At 68.7% G+C, this 19,267-nt stretch carries 17 protein-coding genes and 1 pseudogene; 16 read left to right on the forward strand and 2 right to left on the reverse strand.

What is annotated here, in order from left to right; translation table 11 throughout:
• Nucleotides 1-10: 10 nt before the first annotated feature.
• From cheB to GPA22_RS14970, 4 genes are read left to right on the forward strand one after another with little or no spacing between them, the layout of a single operon-like run.
• Complete coding sequence (gene cheB, locus GPA22_RS14955; RefSeq protein ID WP_169256866.1) at nucleotides 11-1,117, forward strand: chemotaxis-specific protein-glutamate methyltransferase CheB; 1,107 nt, start codon at nucleotides 11-13, stop codon at nucleotides 1,115-1,117.
• Nucleotides 1,114-2,547, forward strand: a complete 1,434-nt coding sequence (locus GPA22_RS14960; RefSeq protein ID WP_169256867.1) for a hybrid sensor histidine kinase/response regulator — start codon at nucleotides 1,114-1,116, stop codon at nucleotides 2,545-2,547. Before cheB ends, GPA22_RS14960 begins: the two co-directional genes overlap by 4 nt.
• Nucleotides 2,544-5,471 carry an EAL domain-containing protein gene (locus tag GPA22_RS14965; protein WP_169256868.1) on the forward strand — a complete coding sequence of 976 codons (2,928 nt, stop codon included), beginning with the start codon at nucleotides 2,544-2,546 and terminating at the stop codon, nucleotides 5,469-5,471. Before GPA22_RS14960 ends, GPA22_RS14965 begins: the two co-directional genes overlap by 4 nt.
• Nucleotides 5,472-5,528: 57 nt before the next feature.
• The gene (locus GPA22_RS14970; RefSeq protein ID WP_169256869.1) at nucleotides 5,529-5,990 is read left to right on the forward strand and encodes an oxidoreductase; all 462 of its coding nucleotides are present in this window, start codon (nucleotides 5,529-5,531) and stop codon (nucleotides 5,988-5,990) included.
• 27 nt (nucleotides 5,991-6,017) lie between these two features.
• On the opposite strand, the gene paaY is transcribed toward GPA22_RS14970, so the two are convergent.
• Both paaY and paaN read right to left on the reverse strand, forming a co-directional pair.
• Nucleotides 6,018-6,623 carry a phenylacetic acid degradation protein PaaY gene (gene paaY, locus GPA22_RS14975; RefSeq protein WP_169256870.1) on the reverse strand — a complete coding sequence of 202 codons (606 nt, stop codon included), beginning with the start codon at nucleotides 6,621-6,623 and terminating at the stop codon, nucleotides 6,018-6,020.
• Nucleotides 6,624-6,686: 63 nt separating this feature from the next.
• A complete protein-coding gene (gene paaN, locus GPA22_RS14980; RefSeq protein WP_169256871.1) occupies nucleotides 6,687-8,375 on the reverse strand; it encodes a phenylacetic acid degradation protein PaaN in 1,689 nt (562 codons plus the stop codon).
• 371 nt (nucleotides 8,376-8,746) lie between these two features.
• Here paaN and paaG point away from each other — a divergent pair, with 371 nt between their 5' ends.
• The 12 genes and pseudogenes from paaG to GPA22_RS22795 form a co-directional block, all read left to right on the forward strand.
• On the forward strand, nucleotides 8,747-9,547 hold the full coding sequence (paaG, locus tag GPA22_RS14985) for a 2-(1,2-epoxy-1,2-dihydrophenyl)acetyl-CoA isomerase PaaG (protein WP_169256883.1): 801 nt from the start codon (nucleotides 8,747-8,749) through the stop codon (nucleotides 9,545-9,547).
• A 117-nt stretch (nucleotides 9,548-9,664) separates the two neighbouring features.
• Nucleotides 9,665-11,197, forward strand: a complete 1,533-nt coding sequence (paaH, locus tag GPA22_RS14990) for a 3-hydroxyacyl-CoA dehydrogenase PaaH (protein WP_169256884.1) — start codon at nucleotides 9,665-9,667, stop codon at nucleotides 11,195-11,197.
• Nucleotides 11,190-11,654, forward strand: a complete 465-nt coding sequence (gene paaI / locus GPA22_RS14995; protein WP_169256872.1) for a hydroxyphenylacetyl-CoA thioesterase PaaI — start codon at nucleotides 11,190-11,192, stop codon at nucleotides 11,652-11,654. Before paaH ends, paaI begins: the two co-directional genes overlap by 8 nt.
• 109 nt (nucleotides 11,655-11,763) lie before the next feature.
• On the forward strand, nucleotides 11,764-13,086 hold the full coding sequence (paaK, locus tag GPA22_RS15000) for a phenylacetate--CoA ligase PaaK (RefSeq protein ID WP_169256873.1): 1,323 nt from the start codon (nucleotides 11,764-11,766) through the stop codon (nucleotides 13,084-13,086).
• Nucleotides 13,087-13,103: 17 nt separating this feature from the next.
• Nucleotides 13,104-14,105 carry a 1,2-phenylacetyl-CoA epoxidase subunit PaaA gene (gene paaA, locus GPA22_RS15005; RefSeq protein WP_169256874.1) on the forward strand — a complete coding sequence of 334 codons (1,002 nt, stop codon included), beginning with the start codon at nucleotides 13,104-13,106 and terminating at the stop codon, nucleotides 14,103-14,105.
• Nucleotides 14,106-14,172: 67 nt separating this feature from the next.
• Nucleotides 14,173-14,460, forward strand: a complete 288-nt coding sequence (paaB, locus tag GPA22_RS15010) for a 1,2-phenylacetyl-CoA epoxidase subunit PaaB (protein WP_018989543.1) — start codon at nucleotides 14,173-14,175, stop codon at nucleotides 14,458-14,460.
• Nucleotides 14,461-14,473: 13 nt separating this feature from the next.
• Nucleotides 14,474-15,247: a 1,2-phenylacetyl-CoA epoxidase subunit PaaC gene (gene paaC / locus GPA22_RS15015; protein WP_169256875.1), complete on the forward strand. Its 774-nt coding sequence runs from the start codon at nucleotides 14,474-14,476 to the stop codon at nucleotides 15,245-15,247.
• A 141-nt stretch (nucleotides 15,248-15,388) separates the two neighbouring features.
• Nucleotides 15,389-15,880, forward strand: a complete 492-nt coding sequence (gene paaD, locus GPA22_RS15020) for a 1,2-phenylacetyl-CoA epoxidase subunit PaaD (RefSeq protein WP_169256876.1) — start codon at nucleotides 15,389-15,391, stop codon at nucleotides 15,878-15,880.
• 41 nt (nucleotides 15,881-15,921) lie between these two features.
• Nucleotides 15,922-17,007 (forward strand): 1,2-phenylacetyl-CoA epoxidase subunit PaaE, encoded by a 1,086-nt coding sequence (paaE, locus tag GPA22_RS15025; protein ID WP_169256877.1) that lies wholly within the window; start codon nucleotides 15,922-15,924, stop codon nucleotides 17,005-17,007.
• A gap of 41 nt (nucleotides 17,008-17,048) precedes the next feature.
• Nucleotides 17,049-17,675, forward strand: a complete 627-nt coding sequence (locus tag GPA22_RS15030) for a TetR/AcrR family transcriptional regulator (RefSeq protein WP_169256878.1) — start codon at nucleotides 17,049-17,051, stop codon at nucleotides 17,673-17,675.
• Nucleotides 17,676-17,888: 213 nt separating this feature from the next.
• Nucleotides 17,889-19,037, forward strand: a complete 1,149-nt coding sequence (locus GPA22_RS15035; RefSeq protein WP_169256879.1) for an ABC transporter substrate-binding protein — start codon at nucleotides 17,889-17,891, stop codon at nucleotides 19,035-19,037.
• Between the two features lie 117 nt (nucleotides 19,038-19,154).
• Nucleotides 19,155-19,267 (forward strand): annotated as a pseudogene (locus tag GPA22_RS22795) (branched-chain amino acid ABC transporter permease); the annotation flags it as partial.

The following is a 19,267-nucleotide window of genomic DNA, read 5'->3' on the forward strand; positions in this document are numbered from 1 at the left end:
GGCCCCGCCGATGAAAGGCGCTGCGGGACGGCGGCCGATCCGCGTGCTGCTGGTCGACGATTCGCCGCTGGCACTGGAGGTCGTGCGCCGCATGCTCGATCGCGAGCCGGCGATCGGCGTGTGCGGCACCGCGCGCGACGGCGCCGAGGCGCTGGCGCTGATTCCGCGGCTCATGCCCGACGTCGTGTGCACCGACCTGCACATGCCGGGGATGGGCGGGCTCGAGTTTACGCGCGAAGTGATGGCGCTGCATCCCGTGCCCATTCTCGTGCTCAGCATCGCGGTGCAGCGCGAGCACACCGACACGATCTTCGAGATGCTCGAAGCCGGCGCGGTCGACATCGTCGCCAAGCCGCGCGGCGGGCTGAGCGAAGCGTCCGCGGAGCTCGCCGCCGAGCTGGTGGCCAAGGTCAAGGTGGCGGCCGGCGTCGTCGCGCTGCGCCGCCGTCGCCACCGCGCCGCGCCCGCGCCCGCTGCGCCGCCAGCCGGTGGCGCGGAACGCTCCGGCCTGCGGCCGCGCATCGTCGGCATCGCCGCCTCCACCGGCGGGCCGCAGGCCTTCGAGACGGTCCTGCGCCAGCTGCCGCGCGATTTCCCGCTGCCCGTGCTGTGCATCCAGCACATCGCCGAGGGTTTCATGGAAGGGCTGGTGCAGTGGCTGGCCCGCTCGGCGCCGGTCGCGGTGCGTCTCGCCCAGGACGGCAGCCTGCCCCTGCCGGCGACGGCGTACTTCGCGCCCGACGGCATGCACCTCGAGCTCGACGCGCACGGACGCCTGCGCTGCTCGCCGGAACTGCGCGGCCAGCTGCACCGCCCGTCGGCCGATCTCGCCCTCGCATCGCTCGCGCGCGTGCATGGGCCGGACGCCATCGGCGTGGTGCTGACCGGGATGGGACGCGACGGCGCGGCCGGCCTCGCGGAAATCGCCGCGGCGGGCGGTGCGACGATCGCCCAGGACGAGGAGACCAGCGTGGTCTTCGGCATGCCCGCCGCGGCGATCCGCAACGGCGCCGCGGGCCTGGTGCTGCCGCTCGGACAGATCGCCGCGGCGCTCGGGCGACTCGCGAAGGGCGAAGCGCCCTCGCATCCGACTGTTAACGGAGGACACTCGCGATGACCGCGCCCGCTGCCCTGAATCCCTTGCCGGCAGGCGCCGGCACCGCCCCCGGCCCGGTGCTGATCGTCGAGGACAGCCCGGTGCAGGCGGAAATGCTGCGGCGCGTCGTGGAGGGCGCCGGCTACGAGGTGCAGCTCGCCGGCGACGGGGCGGCGGCGCTGGCGCTGGCCCGCGAGCGCCGTCCGGCGGCGGTGGTGAGCGACGTCAACATGCCGGTGATGGACGGCTACGAGCTGTGCCGGCGCGTGCACGCGGAGGCGGGCCTCGCCGATGTGCCGGTGATCCTGCTGACTTCGCTCGCCGACACCCGCGATGTCATCGGCGGCCTGAACGCGGGCGCCGACTGCTATGTCACCAAGCCTTACGACGAAGCCCAGCTGCTGGCGACCCTGCGCACGCAGATCGATGCGCCGTCGCCGCCGTCCTGCTCGGCGGGGTGCCCGCCGATGCGGCTGCGCATCGGCGACGCCGTGCACGAGGTGCGCCCGCGCGATTCGCGCCAACTGGTCGGCCTGCTGGTGTCGACCTACGAGAGCGCGGTGTACCAGAACCGCCAGCTGCGCAGCGTGCAGGACCGGCTGGTGGCCGCCAACCGCGAGCTGGAGGAGTCGAACCGCACGCTCGAAGCGGCCTACGCCGAACTGCGCGAGACGCAGTCGCGCCTCGTGCAGTCGGCGAAGATGGCCTCGCTCGGCGAACTGGTGGCCGGCGTGGCGCACGAGATCAACAACCCGCTCGCCTTCGTGTTGAACCACCACGCGACGGTGTCGCGCGCGCTGGCCCAGGTCGGGGCGGAAGCGCGGCCGCACCTGACGCCCGAGCGCGCGCGCCTGCTGGACAAGGCGGCGGAGCGCCTCACGGACATGGCAGGCGGGCTCGAGCGCATCCGCGACCTGGTGGTCAAGCTGCGCACCTTCTCGCGGCTCGACGCGGGCGAGATCCGCACGATCGACGTCGCGGAGGCGGTCGAGTCGGTGCTGACGCTGCTGCAGCACCGGCTGCGCGACCACATCCGCGTGACGCGGCGCTTCGGACCGCAGGCGAGCCTGGAATGTTATCCGGGACCGTTCAACCAGGTCGTGATGAACCTGGTCGCCAATGCGGTCGATGCGATCGACGCGGACGCGCGCGACGGCGAAATCGTCATCACCACCTCCCAGGAAGCAGAGATGATGCACATCGAGATCGCCGACAACGGCAAGGGCATGTCCGACGCGGTGCGCGAACGGATTTTCGAGCCCTTTTTCACCACCAAGGGGGTCGGCGAAGGGACCGGACTGGGCCTGTCGATTTCCTTCGGCATCGTGCGGCAGCACGGCGGGACCCTGGAGGCGTTCAGCCAGGAAGGCGTCGGCACGCGCATGGTCGTCCGCCTGCCGCTGCGGCAGAAGGTGCCTGCCGCGGCGACGAATACGGGAGCGCAGACATGACGGATACGACACCCCCCGCCGGCCGCGAAATGCCCGAGGCGTCCTTCGCGTACATCAGCGAACGCCCGGTGGTGCTGGCCGTGGACGACGAGCCGCAGATCCTCGCGGCGATCGTCGATACGCTCGAGGACGAGTGCATCGTGCACACCGCGCCGTCGGCCGAAGCGGCGATCGCCCTGATCCCCACCCTGCCGGACCTGTCGGTGCTGCTGTCCGACCAGCGCATGCCGGGCATGTGCGGCGACGCGCTGCTCGCGCAGGCGCGCGGGCTGTCGCGCGCGGCGGCGGTGATGGTCACCGGCTATGCCGATCTGGATGCGGTGGTGCGGGCGGTGAACCGCGGGCGCATCTTCGGCTACATCACCAAGCCGTGGAACCAGGAGCAGCTGCGCCTGATGGTGCAGTCGGCGCACGCGCATTACCGCCTGCAGCGCGAGCTGCTCGCCGAGCAGCGCCTGCTGCGCGAATTCATGGACAACACCACCGACCTGGTGTTCTACCAGGACGGCCGGCAGCGCTTCATCCGCGCCAATGGATGCTGCGCGCAGCTGCTCGGCCGCGATGCTCCGGACGCGCTCACCGGCCATAGCGTCGCCGAGCTGCTCCCCGGCGCGGAGCTGAACGGGCTGTTCGACCCCGCCGAGCATGCGCGCGTGATGTCGAGCGGCGAGCCGTCGGCCGAGCAGTGCGTGCGCGTGCCCGTACCGGGGACGGCGGAGTGGCGCTGGTATTCGACGACGCGCGCGCCGATCCGCGACGATCGCGACGAGGTGGTCGGCGTGGTCGGCATCTCGCGCGACGTCACCGAGCGCCTCGGCGTGCTGGAGGCGCTGCGGCTGCGTGAGCGGGCGATCGAGGCGAGCGTGAACGCGGTCACCATCGTCGACTGCCAGCAGCCGGGCCTCCCGATCGTGTATGTGAACCCGGCCTTCGAACGCATCACCGGCTTCCGTGCGGAGGAGGCCATCGGGCGCAATCCGCGCTTCCTGCACGGCGCGGACCGCGACCAGCCGGGCCTGGACGAGATCCGCGTGGCGGTGCGCGAGCGGCGCCACGCGCATGCGATCTTCCGCAACCACCGCAAGGACGGGCGGATCTACTGGGCGGATCTCCACATCGCGCCGGTGTGCGACGAGGCGGGGCGCTGCACCCACTTCGTCGGCATCCAGTACGACGTCACGGAACGGCTGCGCTACCAGGCGGAGCTCGAGCGGCACGCCAATTTCGACAGCGTCACCGGCGTCGCGAACCGCAACCTGCTCGATGACCGCCTCGCGCAGGCGCTGGCGAATGCGAATCGCCACCAGCATTCGGTCGGGGTGCTGTCGATCGATATCGACCGCTTCGGCAGCCTCGTCGGCTCCTTCGGCCACGCGGTGGGTGACGACATCCTGCGTCACGTCGCCGCCCGGCTCACCGCCCTGGTCCGCGAGGGCGACACCGTGGCGCGCGTCGGCAGAGACGACTTCGTCGTCGTGCTGGGCGATCTGCCCGGGGTCGATGCCGCCGGCGTGATCGTGCGGCGGATTCTCGACGATATTGCCCGGCCCTTCGCCGTCGACGGCCACGAGTTCGCGGTCACGGCAAGCGTGGGCGTGTGCCTCTACCCCGGCGACGGCGACAGCCCGGCGGTGCTGCTGCAGCATGCCAACATCGCGCGACTCGAGGCGCGCAGCGCCGGCGGCAACCAGTACTGCTTCGACACTCCGGCGATGAACGCGGCCGTCGTGCAGCGCCAGGCACTCGAACAGGCGTTGCGCGGTGCGCTCGAACGCGGCGAGTTCGTGCTGCACTACCAGCCGCGCGTGAGCTTGCAGGACGGCGCCATCGTCGGGCTGGAGGTGCTGCTGCGCTGGCAGCATCCGGAGCTCGGGCTGGTTCCGCCGATGGAGTTCATTCCGCTGGCCGAGGAGACCGGCCTGATCGTGCCGGTCGGCGAATGGGTGATCGGCGCCGCCTGCCGCCAGATCCGGCGCTGGCGGGACTGCGGGCTCGCGGTCCCGCCGGTCGCGATCAACCTCTCGGCCCGCCAGTTCCGCTCCGGCGGGCTCGATCGCACGATTGCCGACGCGCTCGCCGCCGAGGGGCTGGATGGCGCGCAACTCGAACTCGAGATCACCGAGAGCACGGCGATGACCGATGTCGGCGAGGCGGTCGCGGCGATGCAGAAACTCAAGGCGCTGGGCATATCGCTCGCGCTCGACGACTTCGGCACCGGCTATTCCAGCCTGGCCTACCTGAGGCGCTTCCCCATCGACTACCTGAAGATCGACCGCGCCTTCGTGCGTGACGTGGTGACCGAGCCCGGCGATGCCGCGATCTGCATCGCGACGATCCGGCTGGCGCATAGCCTGCGGCTCAAGGTGATTGCCGAGGGGGTCGAGAACGAGGCGCAGATGGAGTATCTGCGGCGGCAGGGGTGCGACGAGATCCAGGGCTATCATTTCAGCCCGCCGTTGGAGGGCGAGGCGCTCGCAGCGATGCTGGGCGAGGGCACGCGCATGGCGCTGCCGGCGCCCGCGGAGGACGCGCCGCCCCCGACGCTGCTGCTGGTCGACGATGAGCCGCACGTCCTGAGTGCGCTCAAGCGGCTGCTGCGCCATGATGGCTACCGCATCCTGACGGCGGCCTCGGCACGCGAGGGGCTCGACATCCTGGCCCGGGAGCCGGTGCAGGTCCTGCTGTCGGACGAGCGCATGCCCGGCATGAACGGCAGCGAGTTCCTGATGCGCGTGAAGGAGTTGCACCCCGACACGGTGCGCATGGTGCTCTCGGGCTATGCCAACGTCGATGCCATCACGCGCGCGATCAACAACGGGGCGGTGAGCAAGTTCCTGCTCAAGCCGTGGGACGACGAGGAACTGCGCGTCACTGTCCGCGAGGCGTTCGCGCATGCCGGCGCGGGCCAGGTGCCGGAATCATGAGGCGGGGCCGTGGGCAGGCCGCAGCGTGGCAATTACACGGTCTTCGGGACGGGTGACATGGCGGACAATCTGCCGGACGGGCCGAACGCGGGGGTCGATGCCGCGCTGTATGCCGGCCTGGCGGAAATTGCCGCCGGTACGTTTCCCAAACGCTGCGCCGCGTGCGGCCGCAGTTATCGCGACGTCGATGATTACGTCGCCCAGACGCAGCGCGTGGGCCGCGGCGGCAGCGGCCTCAAGCAGGCCGTGGACGACGACGGGCAGGTGATCGTCGAACTGTTCCGCAACTGCGTGTGCGGTTCGACGCTGATGGAGTTCTTCCACGACCGCCGCGATGTCGGCGAGGCGGGGCTGCGCCGCCGAGCGCGCTTCGACGAACTGATCGGGATGCTGGTGGCCCGGGGACTCGAGCGCGAACGGGCACGCACCGAACTGCTCAAGCTCCTGCGGGGGGAGCGGTCGGCGATCCCGAGGGCGCGCCCGCCCGGTGGCGGCGGCGTTCCCGAAGACGGGGAATGAGGGCGGCCCCGGGGAACCGTGCCGGCGTCAGCTGCGCCGCTTCAGCTCGAACAGCGGCACGACGTCCGGCAGGTCGACCGTCGGGCGATCGGGCTCGGCTTCGGTCAGCGGTTCGCAGGGCTTGAGCGTCGCGAGGCTGCGCACCGTGAGGTCGTGGTAGCAGCGCGTGCCGTCGACCTTCCATTCCATCTCCTGCGCCGTGAGCGCGCGCACGACCTTGGCCGGAACGCCGGCGACCAGCACCTGCGGCGGGACCTCCATGCCGGCCTTGACGAAGGAGCAGGCGGCGACCATCGCCGATTCGCCGATCACCGCGCGATCCATCACCACCGCGTTCATGCCGACCAGCGCGTTGCGCCCGACGTGGCAGCAGTGCAGGATCGCGCCGTGGCCGATGTGGCCGTTTTCCTCGACGACGGTGTCGATGCCGGGGAAGCCGTGCATCACGCAGCAGTCCTGCACGTTGGCGCCTTCGCGCAGGATGATGGGGCCGAAGTCGCCGCGCAGGCTCGCGAGCGGGGCGACGTAGCAGCGCGGGCCGACGTGGACGTTGCCGACCAGCACCGCGTCCGGGTGCACGTAGGCGCTGGGGTGGACGACCGGACGCAGGCCGTCGATCTCGTAGCAGGGCATGGCGGGGAGTTCCGGAGATGAAAGGGGGCGCCGCGGCGCCCCGGTTGTCGGCTGCCGTGCCGCTTACTCGACGTGGTAGCGGCGCTGCACGACGCGGAAGCGGTTGGCGACGAAGGCGCTGTCGGCGTAGCTCGCGTTCGCGGCCGGGTTCATGCCGACGCCGTGGTAGTCGGAGAAGCCCGCCGACTGGTTCACGAACACGCCGCCGGTGAGGTTGATCGACAGCGCGACCCCCGCACGCCAGGTCGCCTCGGTCATCGCGTCGACGACTTCGGCTTTGCTCGAATACACGCCGACCGTCAGCGCACCGTGCTCGCGCACGATGCGCTCCGACAGCGCGACTGCTGCGGCGCCGTCGGCGGTCTTCACGACGAAGGCGATCGGGCCGAAGCGCTCTTCCATGTAGGCTTTTTCATCCGCGGCGTCGCATGCGAGCAGCACCGGGCTGCGCACTTCGGCGCCGGGGAATTCGGCATGCTCGATTTTCGCCGACGCGCGCACGACGCGGCCGTACTCGGGCGCCTCGGCGATGCGGGCGAGCGTGTCGGGCGACTGGATCGCGCCCAGCACCGCGGTTGCGACCGCGGGGTCGGCGAGGAATTTGTCGATGGCGGCGGCGAGGTCGGCGCACACCTCGTCGTAGCTCTTGTGGCCCTGGTCGGTGTCGATGCCGCCGGCCGGCACGAGGAGCGCCTGCGTCGTCGTGCACATCTGGCCGGAGTACAGGCACAGCGTGAAGGCGAGGTTGCGCAGCATCGCCTTGTACTGGTCGGTCGATTCGATGACGACGTTGTTCACGCCGGCGAGCTCGGCATACACCTGCGCCTGCTTCGCGTTGTCGATCAGCCAGCGGCCGAAGCTGTTGCCGCCGGTGAAGTCGATCGATTTCACCGCCGGATGCCTCGCCAGCGCCTGCGTGGCCTCGCGTTTGTCGAAGGCCGCGAGCGTGACGAGGTTGGGGTCGAGGCCGGCCTCGGCGAGCACTTCACGCGCGATGCGCACGGTGATCGCGGCGGGCAGGATCGCGTTCTGGTGCGGCTTGACGATCACCGGGTTGCCGGTCGCGAGCGCGGCGAAGAGGCCCGGGTAGGTGTTCCAGGTCGGGAAGGTGCCGCAGCCGACGACCAGCGCGACGCCGCGCCCGACGATCTCGAAGTGCTTCGTCATCTTCAGCGGCGGGTTCTTGCCCTGCGGCTTCTCCCACACCGTCTCGTGCGGGATGAACTTCATCTCGCGGTAAGCGTAGGCGACCGCTTCGAGGCCGCGGTCCTGCGCGTGCGGGCCGCCCGCCTGGAAAGCCATCATCCAGCCCTGGCCGGTCGTCAGCATCACCGCGTGGGCGATCTCGAAGCTGCGTTTGTTCAGGCGCTCGAGGATCTCCAGGCACACGCCGGCACGCCCCTGCGCGCCGATGCGCTGCCACCCGGGCATCGCGGCCTGCGCGGCGGCGATCAGCGCGTCGGCGTCGCACACCGGATAGCGCACGCCCATCTCGACACCGTAGGGCGAACGCTCGGTCGCCATCCAGTCGGGCTGGCCGGGCTGGCCGAGTTCGAAATCCCGGCCGAACGTGGCCTCGACCGCCTTGCGCCCGTCTTCCTGCGCCGTTTCCCCGTACACCCTGGGGCTGGGCATCTCGGGGTAGGGCGTCCAGTAGCCGCGGGCGTGGATCGCCTGGACGGCGGCTTCGAGGGTCGCGTGGTGCTTGTCGAACAGCTGGGCGGGCGTGGTGCTGTGCGCGGCGTGGGACATCGAGGGTCTCCTCTGGTGGCGGATCGGGGCTTCTGCGGCCCCCTGCGGATCGGTGGCGCTGACCTCGTTATAGCGGCCGGCGCGTTGTTGCGCTGCGGGGAAACTTGTCAAGCAAAAAACTGTTGTCTTTTGATCTGGATCAAGCTTACTATTGATTGACCGGTCGGTCAAACAAAGGCCGGACTACAAAGAAAGCTCGGAAACCGGGCGATTTCCCCGCCGTCGGGAAGCCTCGACGCTTCCGGGCGACCCAGAAAAGGAGACTCTGCAGAATAGCCGCCATGAAGGCATAGGGGCGCTTGTGCAGAGGAACGACAGGAGGAGACATGGGCAGCGAGTTGGGTAGCGAACGGGGTAGCACCGATTGGAACATGCAGGGCGAGACGATCCGCCTGGATGTGCTCGAGGGCGTCGCGACGCTGACGCTGAATCGCCCGGACCGGCTGAATTCCTTCACGAAGCAAATGCACGAGGAAGTGCGCGAGGCGCTCGCCAACGTGAAGGCGGGCCGCGACGCAGGCGCCGTGCGCGTGCTGGTGCTGACCGGTGCGGGCCGCGGCTTCTGCGCCGGGCAGGACCTGTCGGACCGCGCGGTCGCGCCGGGCGCGGCGCCGGTGGACCTGGGCGAATCGGTCGAGAAGAACTACAAGCCGCTCGTGCTCGCGCTGCGCAGCCTGGAAATGCCGGTGATCGCCGCCGTGAATGGGGTCGCGGCCGGCGCCGGCGCGAGCATCGCGCTCGCCTGCGACCTCGTGTATGCGGCGCGTTCGGCGAGCTTCATCCAGTCCTTCAGCAAGCTCGGCGTGGTGCCCGACACCGGCGGCAGCTGGATCCTGCCGCGCCTCGTCGGCCCGGCGCGCGCGATGGGCATGGCGCTGCTGGGCGAGAAGCTGCCGGCCGAGCAGGCCGAAGCCTGGGGCCTGATCTGGAAGTGCGTCGATGACGAGGCGCTGATGCCGACCGTGCGCGAAATCGCGGCCAGCCTCGCGAAAGGGCCGACTTTCGGCTACGCGAAGACCAAGCAGGCGATCTGGGCGAGCTCGACCAACGACTTCGAGACCCAGCTCAACCTCGAGCGCGACCTGATGACCGTGTGCGGCAACTCGAACGACTACCGCGAAGGGGTCGCCGCGTTCATGGAGAAGCGCAGCCCGAACTTCAAGGGTGACTGAGATGCTACAGCCCCCACGCTCACTTCGTTCGCTGCCCCCCGAGGGGGCGCAGGCCTCCCTTGGGGCGGCCCAGCGGGAGGCCTGGTGCCCGCGTGAAATTGAAGCGAGGGGCGCGTGATGGCGCCCCTCGGCAAAAACGTGAAGGTGCTGGTCGTCGGCGCCGGCGCGATGGGCAGCGGCATCGCCCAGGTCGCGGCGCGCGCGGGCCACACCGTGTATCTGTACGACGGCTGCGCCGAGGCGATTACCGCCGGGCGCGCGGCGATCGAAAAGGACCTCAGGTTCCTCGTGGCCAAGGGCCGGCTGGGAGAGACCGAGGCCGCGGCGACGCTGGCGCGCGTCGTGCCGGTGACGACGCTGTCGGAGGCCCGCGACGCCGCTCTCGCGATCGAGGCGATCGTCGAGAACCTGGACGTCAAGCGCAAGCTGTTCGCCGAACTGGAAAGCACGCTCGGCGCGGACGCGATCATCGCGAGCAACACCTCGTCGCTGTCGATCAACGCGATGGCGGCGGGGCTCGCGCGTCCCGGACGCCTCGCCGGCCTGCACTTCTTCAACCCCGCGCCGCGCATGGCGCTGGTCGAGGTGGTGTCGGGCCTGACCACCGACCGCGACGTCGCCGAGACCCTGTACGCGACGGCGCGCGCGTGGGGCAAGATGCCCGTGCATGCGACTTCGACGCCGGGCTTCATCGTGAACCGCGTCGCGCGGCCCTACTACGCCGAGGCGTTGCGCGTGCTTGCCGAGCACGAGGCGGAGCCGGCGACGCTGGATGCGATCCTGCGCGAAGGCTGCGGCTTCGCGATGGGTCCCTTCGAGCTCATGGACCTGATCGGCCACGACGTGAACTTCGCGGTGACGAAGTCGGTGTTCGACGCCTACTTCGGCGACCGCCGCTTCGCGCCCAGCCCGTTCCAGCAGGAGCTCGTCGCCGCCGGGCGCCTCGGGCGCAAGACCGGGCGCGGCATTTTCGAGTACGGCGAACTCGCCGCGAAGCCCGTGCCGCAGGACGAGCCGGCGCACGAGGGCGAAGCGCGCATCACGGTGGTCGGAGACATCGGTGCCGCGGCGCCGCTGCTGGCGCGCCTGGAAGCGGCCGGCATCGAGGTGCGGCGCGAGCCGGGCATGCCCGGGCATCGCGGCTGGATGCAGATCGGCGCCGCGCGCGTCGCGCTCACCGACGGCCGCACCGCGACCAGCCGCGCGGCCGAGGAACGCCAGCCCAACCTCGTGCTCTTCGACCTGTGCCTCGACTACTCGACCAGCACCCGCATCGCGCTCACGCGCGCCGACCAGTGCGGCCTCGGCGCGCTGCGCGGCGTCGCCGGCACCTTCCAGAAGGCGGGTTTCAAGGTCAGCGTGATCGACGACGTCGCCGGCCTGATCGCCCTGCGCACCGTCGCGATGCTCGCGAACGAGGCCGCCGACGCGGTGCTGCAGGGCGTCGCCAGCGCGCGCGACGTCGATACCGCGATGCGCTACGGGACCAACTACCCGAAGGGCGGGCCGCTCGCGTGGGCCGACCAGCTCGGTGCCGGTTTCGTCGTCGAGGTGCTGGCGAACCTGAAGGAACACTATGGCGAGGAGCGCTACCGCGTGTCGCCGCTGCTGCGCCGCAAGGCCCACAACGGGGAGGCGATGTATGACTGAGGCAGGCTATCGCGACCTCACCAACGGCCTGCCCCCGCAGGCCGTCGCCGAGCGCGTGCGCGACGGCATGGCGGAGAACGACCGCGTGCTGCACGCCAACGGGATCCGCTTCGAGGCCGTCGGCCCGGGCTACGCGAAGCTCACGATGACGGTGCGCGAGGAGATGCTCAACGGCTTCGACATCTGCCACGGCGGCTTCATCACGGTGCTTGCCGACGCGGCCTTCGCCTACGCGTGCAACAGCTACAACGAGCAGACTGTCGCCTCCGGCATCAGCCTCGACTTCATGGCGCCCGGCCGTCCCGGCGACGTCCTGTGCGCCGAGGCGAAGGAAGTGTTCGCGGCCGGGCGCACCGGGGTGTACGACGTCAGCGTGACGAACCCCCGGGGCGAGCTGATCGCGGTGATGCGCGGCAAGTCGTACCGACTGAAGGGGAGGGCGGTCGTCGAGCTGTGAAATGAACGGGGTTTGACGCGGGTCACTCCGGGATCCCCCGCAGGCGGGGAATAATTCCGGATTCATACGAAATCCGTGCAGACCGAAGAATCTTGGAGGAGAGAGAGCAATGCCCGTGAAGACCCCGTCGCCCGGCGACCTGGAACCGATCGAGAAGGCGAGCCAGGACGAGCTGCGCGCGCTGCAGCTGGAGCGCCTGAAGTGGAGCGTGCGCCACGCGTACGACAACGTGCCGCACTACCGCAAGGCTTTCGACGCCAAGGGCGTGCATCCGGACGACCTGAAGACGCTCGCCGATCTCGCGAAGTTTCCCTTCACCGCGAAGAGCGACCTGCGCGACAACTACCCCTTCGGCATGTTCGCGGTGCCGCGCGGGAAGCTCGCGCGCGTGCATGCGTCGTCGGGCACGACCGGCAAGCCGACGGTGGTCGGCTACACGCTGAAGGATATCGACACCTGGGCCGACGTCGTCGCGCGCTCGATCCGCGCCGCGGGCGGGCGCGCCGGCGACATGGTGCACGTGTCCTACGGCTACGGCCTGTTCACCGGCGGCCTGGGTGCGCACTATGGCGCCGAGCGGCTCGGCTGCGCGGTGGTGCCGATGTCCGGCGGCCAGACCGAGAAGCAGATCCAGATGATCCAGGACTTCCGCCCCGACATCATCATGGTGACGCCGTCCTACATGCTGACCATCCTCGACGAGATGGAGCGCATGGGCATCGACCCGAAATCGACCTCGCTGCAGGTCGGCATCTTCGGCGCCGAGCCGTGGACGCAGGGCATGCGCGAGGCGATGGAGGCGCGCTCGGGGCTGGAGGCGGTCGACATCTATGGCCTCTCCGAAGTGATGGGCCCGGGCGTCGCCAGCGAGTGCGTCGAGTCGAAGGACGGTCCGGTGGTGTGGGAAGACCATTTCTACCCCGAGATCATCGACCCGAAGACCGGCGAAGTGCTGCCCGACGGCGAGGAAGGCGAGCTGGTGTTCACGACGCTGACCAAGGAAGCGATGCCGGTGATCCGCTACCGCACGCGCGACCTCACGCGGCTGCTGCCGCCGACTTCGCGCAGCATGCGGCGCATGGCCAAGATCACCGGGCGCAGCGACGACATGCTGATCATCCGCGGCGTGAATCTTTTCCCGACGCAGATCGAGGAGCTGATCTGCCACATGCCCCAGCTCGCCGCGCAATACCTGCTCGAGGTCGACAAGAAGGGTCACATGGACACGCTCACCGTGAAGGTCGAGCTGGACCCGGAAGCGGTCGTCGGCCGGCATCCCGAGCAGAAGGAGGCGGTCGGCGAGGAGCTCGCGCATCGCATCAAGACCTTCTGCGGTGTGTCGGCGAAGGTCGTCGTCGGCGAACCGTTCTCGCTCGAGCGCGTGACGGTCGGCAAGGCCAAACGCGTCGTCGACCATCGCCCCAAGGAATAAGAGGAGGAGACAACGGAATGTATACCCAAGCACTGGACATCCCGCAGCAGGGCGCCGACAAGGGGCCGAAGGCGGTCGAGAATCCCGCTTACCAGGCCGAGTTCGACGCCAAGATCGATGCCGGCGGCTACATCGAGGCCAAGGACTGGATGCCCGAGGCCTACCGCAAGACGCTGGTGCGCCAGATCAGCCAGCACGCGCATTCCGAGATCGTCGGCATGCTGCCCGAAGGCAACTGGATCACGCGTGCGCCGACCCTGAAGCGCAAGGCGATCCTGCTCGCGAAGGTGCAGGACGAGGGCGGCCACGGCCTCTATCTCTACGCGGCGGCGGAGACCTTGGGCGTGTCGCGCGACGAATTGCTGGATGCGTTGCACACCGGCAAGGCCAAGTACAGCTCGATCTTCAACTACCCGACGCTCACCTGGGCGGACATCGGCGTGATCGGCTGGCTGGTCGATGGCGCGGCGATCATGAACCAGATCCCGCTGTGCAAGTGCAGCTACGGTCCCTATGCGCGCGCGATGGTGCGCATCTGCAAGGAGGAATCCTTCCACCAGCGCCAGGGCTACGACCTGCTGCTGACGATGATGAAGGGCACCGACGAGCAGCGCGAGATGGTGCAGGACGCCGTGAATCGCTGGTGGTGGCCGTCGATCATGATGTTCGGCCCGCACGACAAGGACTCCGTGCATTCGGGGCAGAGCGCGCGCTGGGGCATCAAGCGCATCTCCAACGACGACCTGCGCCAGAAGTTCGTCGATGCGACCGTGAAGCAGGCCGAGGTGCTGGGCGTGACGATGCCCGACCCGGCGCTGCAGTGGAACGCCGAACGCGGGCACTACGACTACGGCGCGATCGACTGGGACGAGTTCTGGAACGTCGTGAACGGCCACGGCCAGGGCAACGTCGACCGCCTCGCCGCGCGTGTGAAGGCGTGGGAGGACGGCGCCTGGGTGCGCGACGCCGCGCTGGAGCACGAACGCAAGCGTGCCGCGCGCGAGGATCAGGCGGCCTGACAGGAACATCCCGAACACACCGACAGAAAGGGCGGCCCCGGCCAGCCCTCACGAGAGGAGAAGAGACATGGAACGCAAGGAATGGCCGCTGTGGGAAGTCTTCGTGCGCAGCCGCAACGGACTCGATCACAAGCACTGCGGCAGCGTGCACGCGCCCGACGCCAAGCTCGCGCTGCAGGTCGCGCGCGACGTGTACACCCGCCGTCAGGAAGGCGTGAGCATCTGGGTCGTGCAGGCGGACCACATCGTCGCGTCGGACCCCGACGCGAAGCCCGAGCTGTTCGACCCGGCCGAGGACAAGATCTACCGGCATCCGACCTTCTACCAGCTGCCCGACGAAGTGAACCACATGTGAGAGGGCTGCACCGATGACGACCCCCAACCCCGCCCCGCTTGCCGCCCATCTCGAATACGTCACCCGCCTCGGCGACAACGCGCTGATCCTCGGCCAGCGCATGTCCGAATGGTGCGGCCACGCGCCGGTGCTCGAAGAGGACATGGCGCTCGGCAACATGTCGCTCGACCTGATCGGCCAGGCGCGCATGCTCCTGACTCACGCCGGCAAGCTCGAAGGCCAGGGCCGCGACGAGGACCAGCTCGCCTTCCTGCGCACCGAGATGAATTACCGCAATCTCACGCTGTGCGAGCTGCCGAACGCCGACTTCGGCCGCACGATGGTGCGCAACTTCCTCTTCGCGAGCTTCCAGGTGCTGCTGTGGGAGCGCCTGCTCGCGTCGCACGATAGCGAGCTCGCCGCGATCGCCGCGAAGAGCATCAAGGAAGCGCGCTACCACGCGCAGCACGCCGGCGACTGGGTCGTGCGCCTGGGCGACGGCACTGCCGAATCGCACGAGCGCACGCAGGCCGCCCTCGACTACCTGTGGCCCTACACCGCAGAGTTCTTCGTCGTGACCCCGAGCGACGAAGCTGCCGCCGCGGCGGGCATCGGCCCGGCGTGGAGCGAGCTCGAAGCGGCGTGGGAAGCGGCGGTCGTGCCGGTGCTGAACGAGGCGACGCTGACCGTGCCCGCGCGCACGCCGTTCAAGTCCTGGGGCAAGTTCGGCCGCCACAGCGAGCACCTGGGGCATCTGCTGTCCGAGATGCAGTACATGCAGCGCACCTATCCGGGAGCGCAATGGTGAGCACGAACGTAGGGCGGAAAAGCGTAGCGCCTTCCGCCGTATGCCATCCGTGCGTGTACGACGTGCGGCGCATGCGGCGGATAACGCTTCGCTCATCCGCCCTACAAAAGCGACTCACGAGCAATGACAGGTAGCGCGACCATGTTGACCGAAACCCAGGCCTGGGACGTCCTCCACGCCGTGCCCGACCCCGAGATCCCGGTGATCTCGGTGACCGAGCTCGGCATCGTGCGCGCAGTCGTCGCGCGCGACGGCGGCCTGCATGTCGTCGTCACGCCGACCTATTCGGGCTGCCCGGCGACCGAGGTGATCTCGCAGAGCATCCACGACGCGCTGGTCGCGGCCGGCGCGGGGGAGGTTTCCGTCGAGACGCGCCTCGCGCCCGCGTGGACCACCGACTGGATCACCGAGTCCGCGAAGGAAAAGCTCCGCGCCTACGGCATCGCGCCTCCCGGCGGCGATGCACCGGTCGCGGGCCCCCAGCCGATCCGCTTCGTGCCCCGCAAGCTCGCCTGCCCGCGCTGCGGCTCGACCGACACGACGCGCCTGTCGCAGTTCGGCTCGACCGCGTGCAAGGCGCTGTACCGCTGCCAGAGCTGCCTGGAGCCGTTCGAGTACTTCAAACCCATATAAGGACCGAGTCGCTCGCAGAAGCGATCGAGGAGACAAGAGACATGACGACGACGCACAGAACGCCGAAGTTCCACCCGCTCAAAGTCGCCGAGGTGCGGCGCGAGACGCCCGAATCCGTGAGCCTGCGCTTCGAGATCCCGGCCGAGCTCGCCGACGACTACCGCTTCGAGCAGGGCCAGCACCTCAACCTGAAAGTGAAGGTGAACGGCGAGGAGCTGCGCCGCTCGTATTCGATCTGTTCCGGCGTCGATGACGGCGAGTTGCGCGTCGCGATCAAGAAGATCAACGGCGGCGTGTTCTCGACCTGGGCCAACGACGAAGGCATCAAGGCCGGCGACGTGCTGGAGGTGATGACGCCCGAAGGCCGCTTCCACACGCCGCTCGACGCCAGGCACGCCAAGCACTACGTCGCCTTCGCCGCCGGCAGCGGCATCACGCCGATCCTGTCGCTGGTGAAGACGACGCTGCGTGCCGAGCCCAACAGCCGCTTCACGCTGGTCTACAGCAACCGCCGCCAGGCGAGCGTGATGTTCGCCGAGACGCTCGAAGACCTGAAGAACCGCTACATGTCGCGCTTCACGCTGTACAACCTGTTCTCGCGCGAGGAGCAGGAAGTGCCGCTGTTCAACGGGCGGCTCGACGGCGAGCGCGTGCGCATGTTCCTCGACACGCTGATTCCTGCCGACACGATCGACGAAGCCTTTATCTGCGGCCCCGGCGGCATGATCGACGAAGTCGAGGCGGCACTGCTCGCAGGCGGCCTCGCGGCCGAGCACGTCCACCTGGAGCGCTTCGGCGTGCCGGCGACCGCCCCCGAACACCACGCCGAACCGGGCGATGCGACGCAGGCGAAAGTCACCGTGATTGCCGACGGCCTCAAGCGCGAGATGGAGTTCCGCGCCGAGGATCCGTCGATCCTGGATGTCGCGCTGCGCGCCGGCATGGACCTGCCGTATTCGTGCAAGGGCGGCGTGTGCTGCACCTGCCGCGCGAAACTGCTTGAGGGCAAGGTGCGCATGGACAAGAATTTCACCCTCGAGCAGCCGGACATCGATGCCGGCTACATTCTCACCTGCCAGTCGCACCCGCTCACCGAGCGCGTCGTCATCAGTTTCGACGAGCGCTGAAGGCCGCGACGGCAGACATCTCCCCCGACACGGAATCCCGCATGGCACGAGGCAAGGCACCCACTTTCGAACTGCAGCGCGCGACGATGTTGCGCGCGGCGGCGGGGCTCTTTGCCGAGAAGGGTTTCCACAACGCGTCGATGGCCGCCATCGCGCAGGCCTGCGGGGTGTCGAAGCCGCTGCTGTACCACTACTACCGCGACAAGGAGCACCTGCTGTTCGACATCGCCGACAGCTACATCGACGAGCTGCTCGCGATCGTCGCGGCCGTGGAGGCGCGCAAGCTCGCCGCGGAAGACCACTTCGCGGAACTCGTGACGCGCTTCATGGAAGAGTACGAGCACGCGCAGGATCAGCACATGGTGATCGTGCAGGATGTGAAGTTCCTGCGCGAGGAGCAGGCCGCGAGCGTCGCCGGCAAGCAGCGCCGCGTCGTCGCTGCCTTCGCCGACGCGCTGGCGCGCGTGGAGCCGGGCCTGAAGGGGCGCAAGCTCGACAAGGCGGTCACGATGATCCTGTTCGGGATGATCAACTGGACCTTCACGTGGCTGCGCGCCGACGGTCCGCTGACCTTCCGCGACATGGCGCCCATCGTCACGCAGATCTTCCTGAACGGCGTGCGCGGTCTGATGAGAAAAGAGGAGCCGGCAGCGAGCGAGGCCGGTTAGCGATTGCGCGGCAACGGGAGAAAGTCGCTTGAAGCAAGCGACGGCGGTTATGCTCCCCGTGCGACCTCCGGTGGTGCGATCGATGTCGTGAATTTGTGACACAGATCAATAGTTTGACTGGCAATAGTTTGTATCGTAAGCAATAATCGCCCGACGCGATCGCGGCTTCCCTCAGGCCCGATCGCCCAATAAATCACGAGGAGGAGACACACCATGAAACTGCGCACTTCCCTGATGGCTGCGATCGGCCTTGCCTTTGCCGCAACGGCCGTGCACGCCGAGATCAACGTCGGCGTGACGGTGTCGGCGACCGGGCCTGCCGCGTCGCTGGGCATTCCGGAAAAGAACACGATCGCGCTGATGCCGACGACGATCGGCGGCGAGAAGGTCAATTACATCGTCCTCGACGACGCCTCCGACACGACTTCGGCGGTGAAGAACGTCCGCAAGCTGATCTCCGAGGACAAGGTCGACGTCATCCTCGGCTCGACGATCACGCCGAACTCGCTGGCGATGATCGACGTCGTCGCCGAATCGGCCACGCCGATGATCTCGATGGCCGCGTCCGCGCGCATCGTCGAACCGATGGACGACAAGAAGCGCTGGGTGTTCAAGACGCCGCAGAACGACGCGCAGATGTCGACGGCGATCGTCGAGCACATGACCAACAACAACGTGAAGACGGTCGCCTTCATCGGCTTCTCCGACGCTTACGGCGAAGGCTGGCACGAGCAGTTCGCGTCGGTGGCCGACGCGCGCAAGCTGAAGGTGGTCGCCAACGAGCGCTTCGCCCGCACCGATACCTCGGTCACCGGCCAGGTGCTGAAGATCATGGCCGCGAAGCCCGATGCCGTGCTGATCGCCGGCTCCGGCACGCCGGCCGCGCTGCCGCAGAAGGCGCTCAAGGAGCGCGGCTTCACCGGCAAGATCTACCAGACGCACGGCGTCGCCAACAACGACTTCCTGCGCGTGTGCGGCAAGGACTGCGAGGGCACCTTCCTGCCGGCCGGCCCGGTGCTCGTCGCGGCGCAACTGGCCGACGCCAACCCGGTGAAGAAGAGCGCGCTCGAATACATCACCAAGTACGAAGCCGCTCACGGCAAGGGCAGCGTGTCGACCTTCGGCGCGCACGGCTGGGACAGCGGCCTGCTGCTTGCCGCGGCCGCTCCTGCTGCGCTGAAGAAGGCCAAGCCGGGCACGAAGGAGTTCCGTGCCGCGCTGCGCGACGCGCTCGAAGGCCTGAAGGAAGTGCCCGCCGCGCATGGCATCTTCACCATGAGCGCCAATGACCACCTGGGCCTGGACCAGCGCGCACGCGTGATGGTGCAGATCCAGAACGGGGCCTGGAAACTCGTCAAGTAAGTCGTCAAGCAAGTCCTTTCCGAGCTGAAACCGCGCATCACGGGCAAGGTCCCGTGCTGCGCGGCCTCCTTCGTCGCTGAAAGAGCCGGGGCATCCGCTTCCGGCCGGAGTTCGTCCATGGATTTCCAGATAGCGCTGTTGCTCGCGCAGGACGGCATCACCAACGGTGCGATTTATGCGCTGCTCGCGCTCGCATTGGTGCTGGTGTTTGCCGTGACGCGGGTGATCTT

Source organism: Aromatoleum toluvorans (assembly GCF_012910905.1).
GTDB lineage: Bacteria > Pseudomonadota > Gammaproteobacteria > Burkholderiales > Rhodocyclaceae > Aromatoleum > Aromatoleum toluvorans.

Excerpts from the sequence above, each read along its gene's own strand:
- cheB (WP_169256866.1), top strand. The coding sequence starts at position 11 with ATGAAAGGCGCTGCGGGACGGCGGCCGATCCGCGTGCTGCTGGTCGAC.
- GPA22_RS14960 (WP_169256867.1), top strand. The coding sequence starts at position 1,114 with ATGACCGCGCCCGCTGCCCTGAATCCCTTGCCGGCAGGCGCCGGCACC.
- GPA22_RS14965 (WP_169256868.1), top strand. The coding sequence starts at position 2,544 with ATGACGGATACGACACCCCCCGCCGGCCGCGAAATGCCCGAGGCGTCC.
- GPA22_RS14970 (WP_169256869.1), top strand. The coding sequence starts at position 5,529 with ATGGCGGACAATCTGCCGGACGGGCCGAACGCGGGGGTCGATGCCGCG.
- paaY (WP_169256870.1), bottom strand. The coding sequence starts at position 6,623 with ATGCCCTGCTACGAGATCGACGGCCTGCGTCCGGTCGTCCACCCCAGC.
- paaN (WP_169256871.1), bottom strand. The coding sequence starts at position 8,375 with ATGTCCCACGCCGCGCACAGCACCACGCCCGCCCAGCTGTTCGACAAG.
- paaG (WP_169256883.1), top strand. The coding sequence starts at position 8,747 with ATGCAGGGCGAGACGATCCGCCTGGATGTGCTCGAGGGCGTCGCGACG.
- paaH (WP_169256884.1), top strand. The coding sequence starts at position 9,665 with ATGGCGCCCCTCGGCAAAAACGTGAAGGTGCTGGTCGTCGGCGCCGGC.
- paaI (WP_169256872.1), top strand. The coding sequence starts at position 11,190 with ATGACTGAGGCAGGCTATCGCGACCTCACCAACGGCCTGCCCCCGCAG.
- paaK (WP_169256873.1), top strand. The coding sequence starts at position 11,764 with ATGCCCGTGAAGACCCCGTCGCCCGGCGACCTGGAACCGATCGAGAAG.
- paaA (WP_169256874.1), top strand. The coding sequence starts at position 13,104 with ATGTATACCCAAGCACTGGACATCCCGCAGCAGGGCGCCGACAAGGGG.
- paaB (WP_018989543.1), top strand. The coding sequence starts at position 14,173 with ATGGAACGCAAGGAATGGCCGCTGTGGGAAGTCTTCGTGCGCAGCCGC.
- paaC (WP_169256875.1), top strand. The coding sequence starts at position 14,474 with ATGACGACCCCCAACCCCGCCCCGCTTGCCGCCCATCTCGAATACGTC.
- paaD (WP_169256876.1), top strand. The coding sequence starts at position 15,389 with ATGTTGACCGAAACCCAGGCCTGGGACGTCCTCCACGCCGTGCCCGAC.
- paaE (WP_169256877.1), top strand. The coding sequence starts at position 15,922 with ATGACGACGACGCACAGAACGCCGAAGTTCCACCCGCTCAAAGTCGCC.
- GPA22_RS15030 (WP_169256878.1), top strand. The coding sequence starts at position 17,049 with ATGGCACGAGGCAAGGCACCCACTTTCGAACTGCAGCGCGCGACGATG.
- GPA22_RS15035 (WP_169256879.1), top strand. The coding sequence starts at position 17,889 with ATGAAACTGCGCACTTCCCTGATGGCTGCGATCGGCCTTGCCTTTGCC.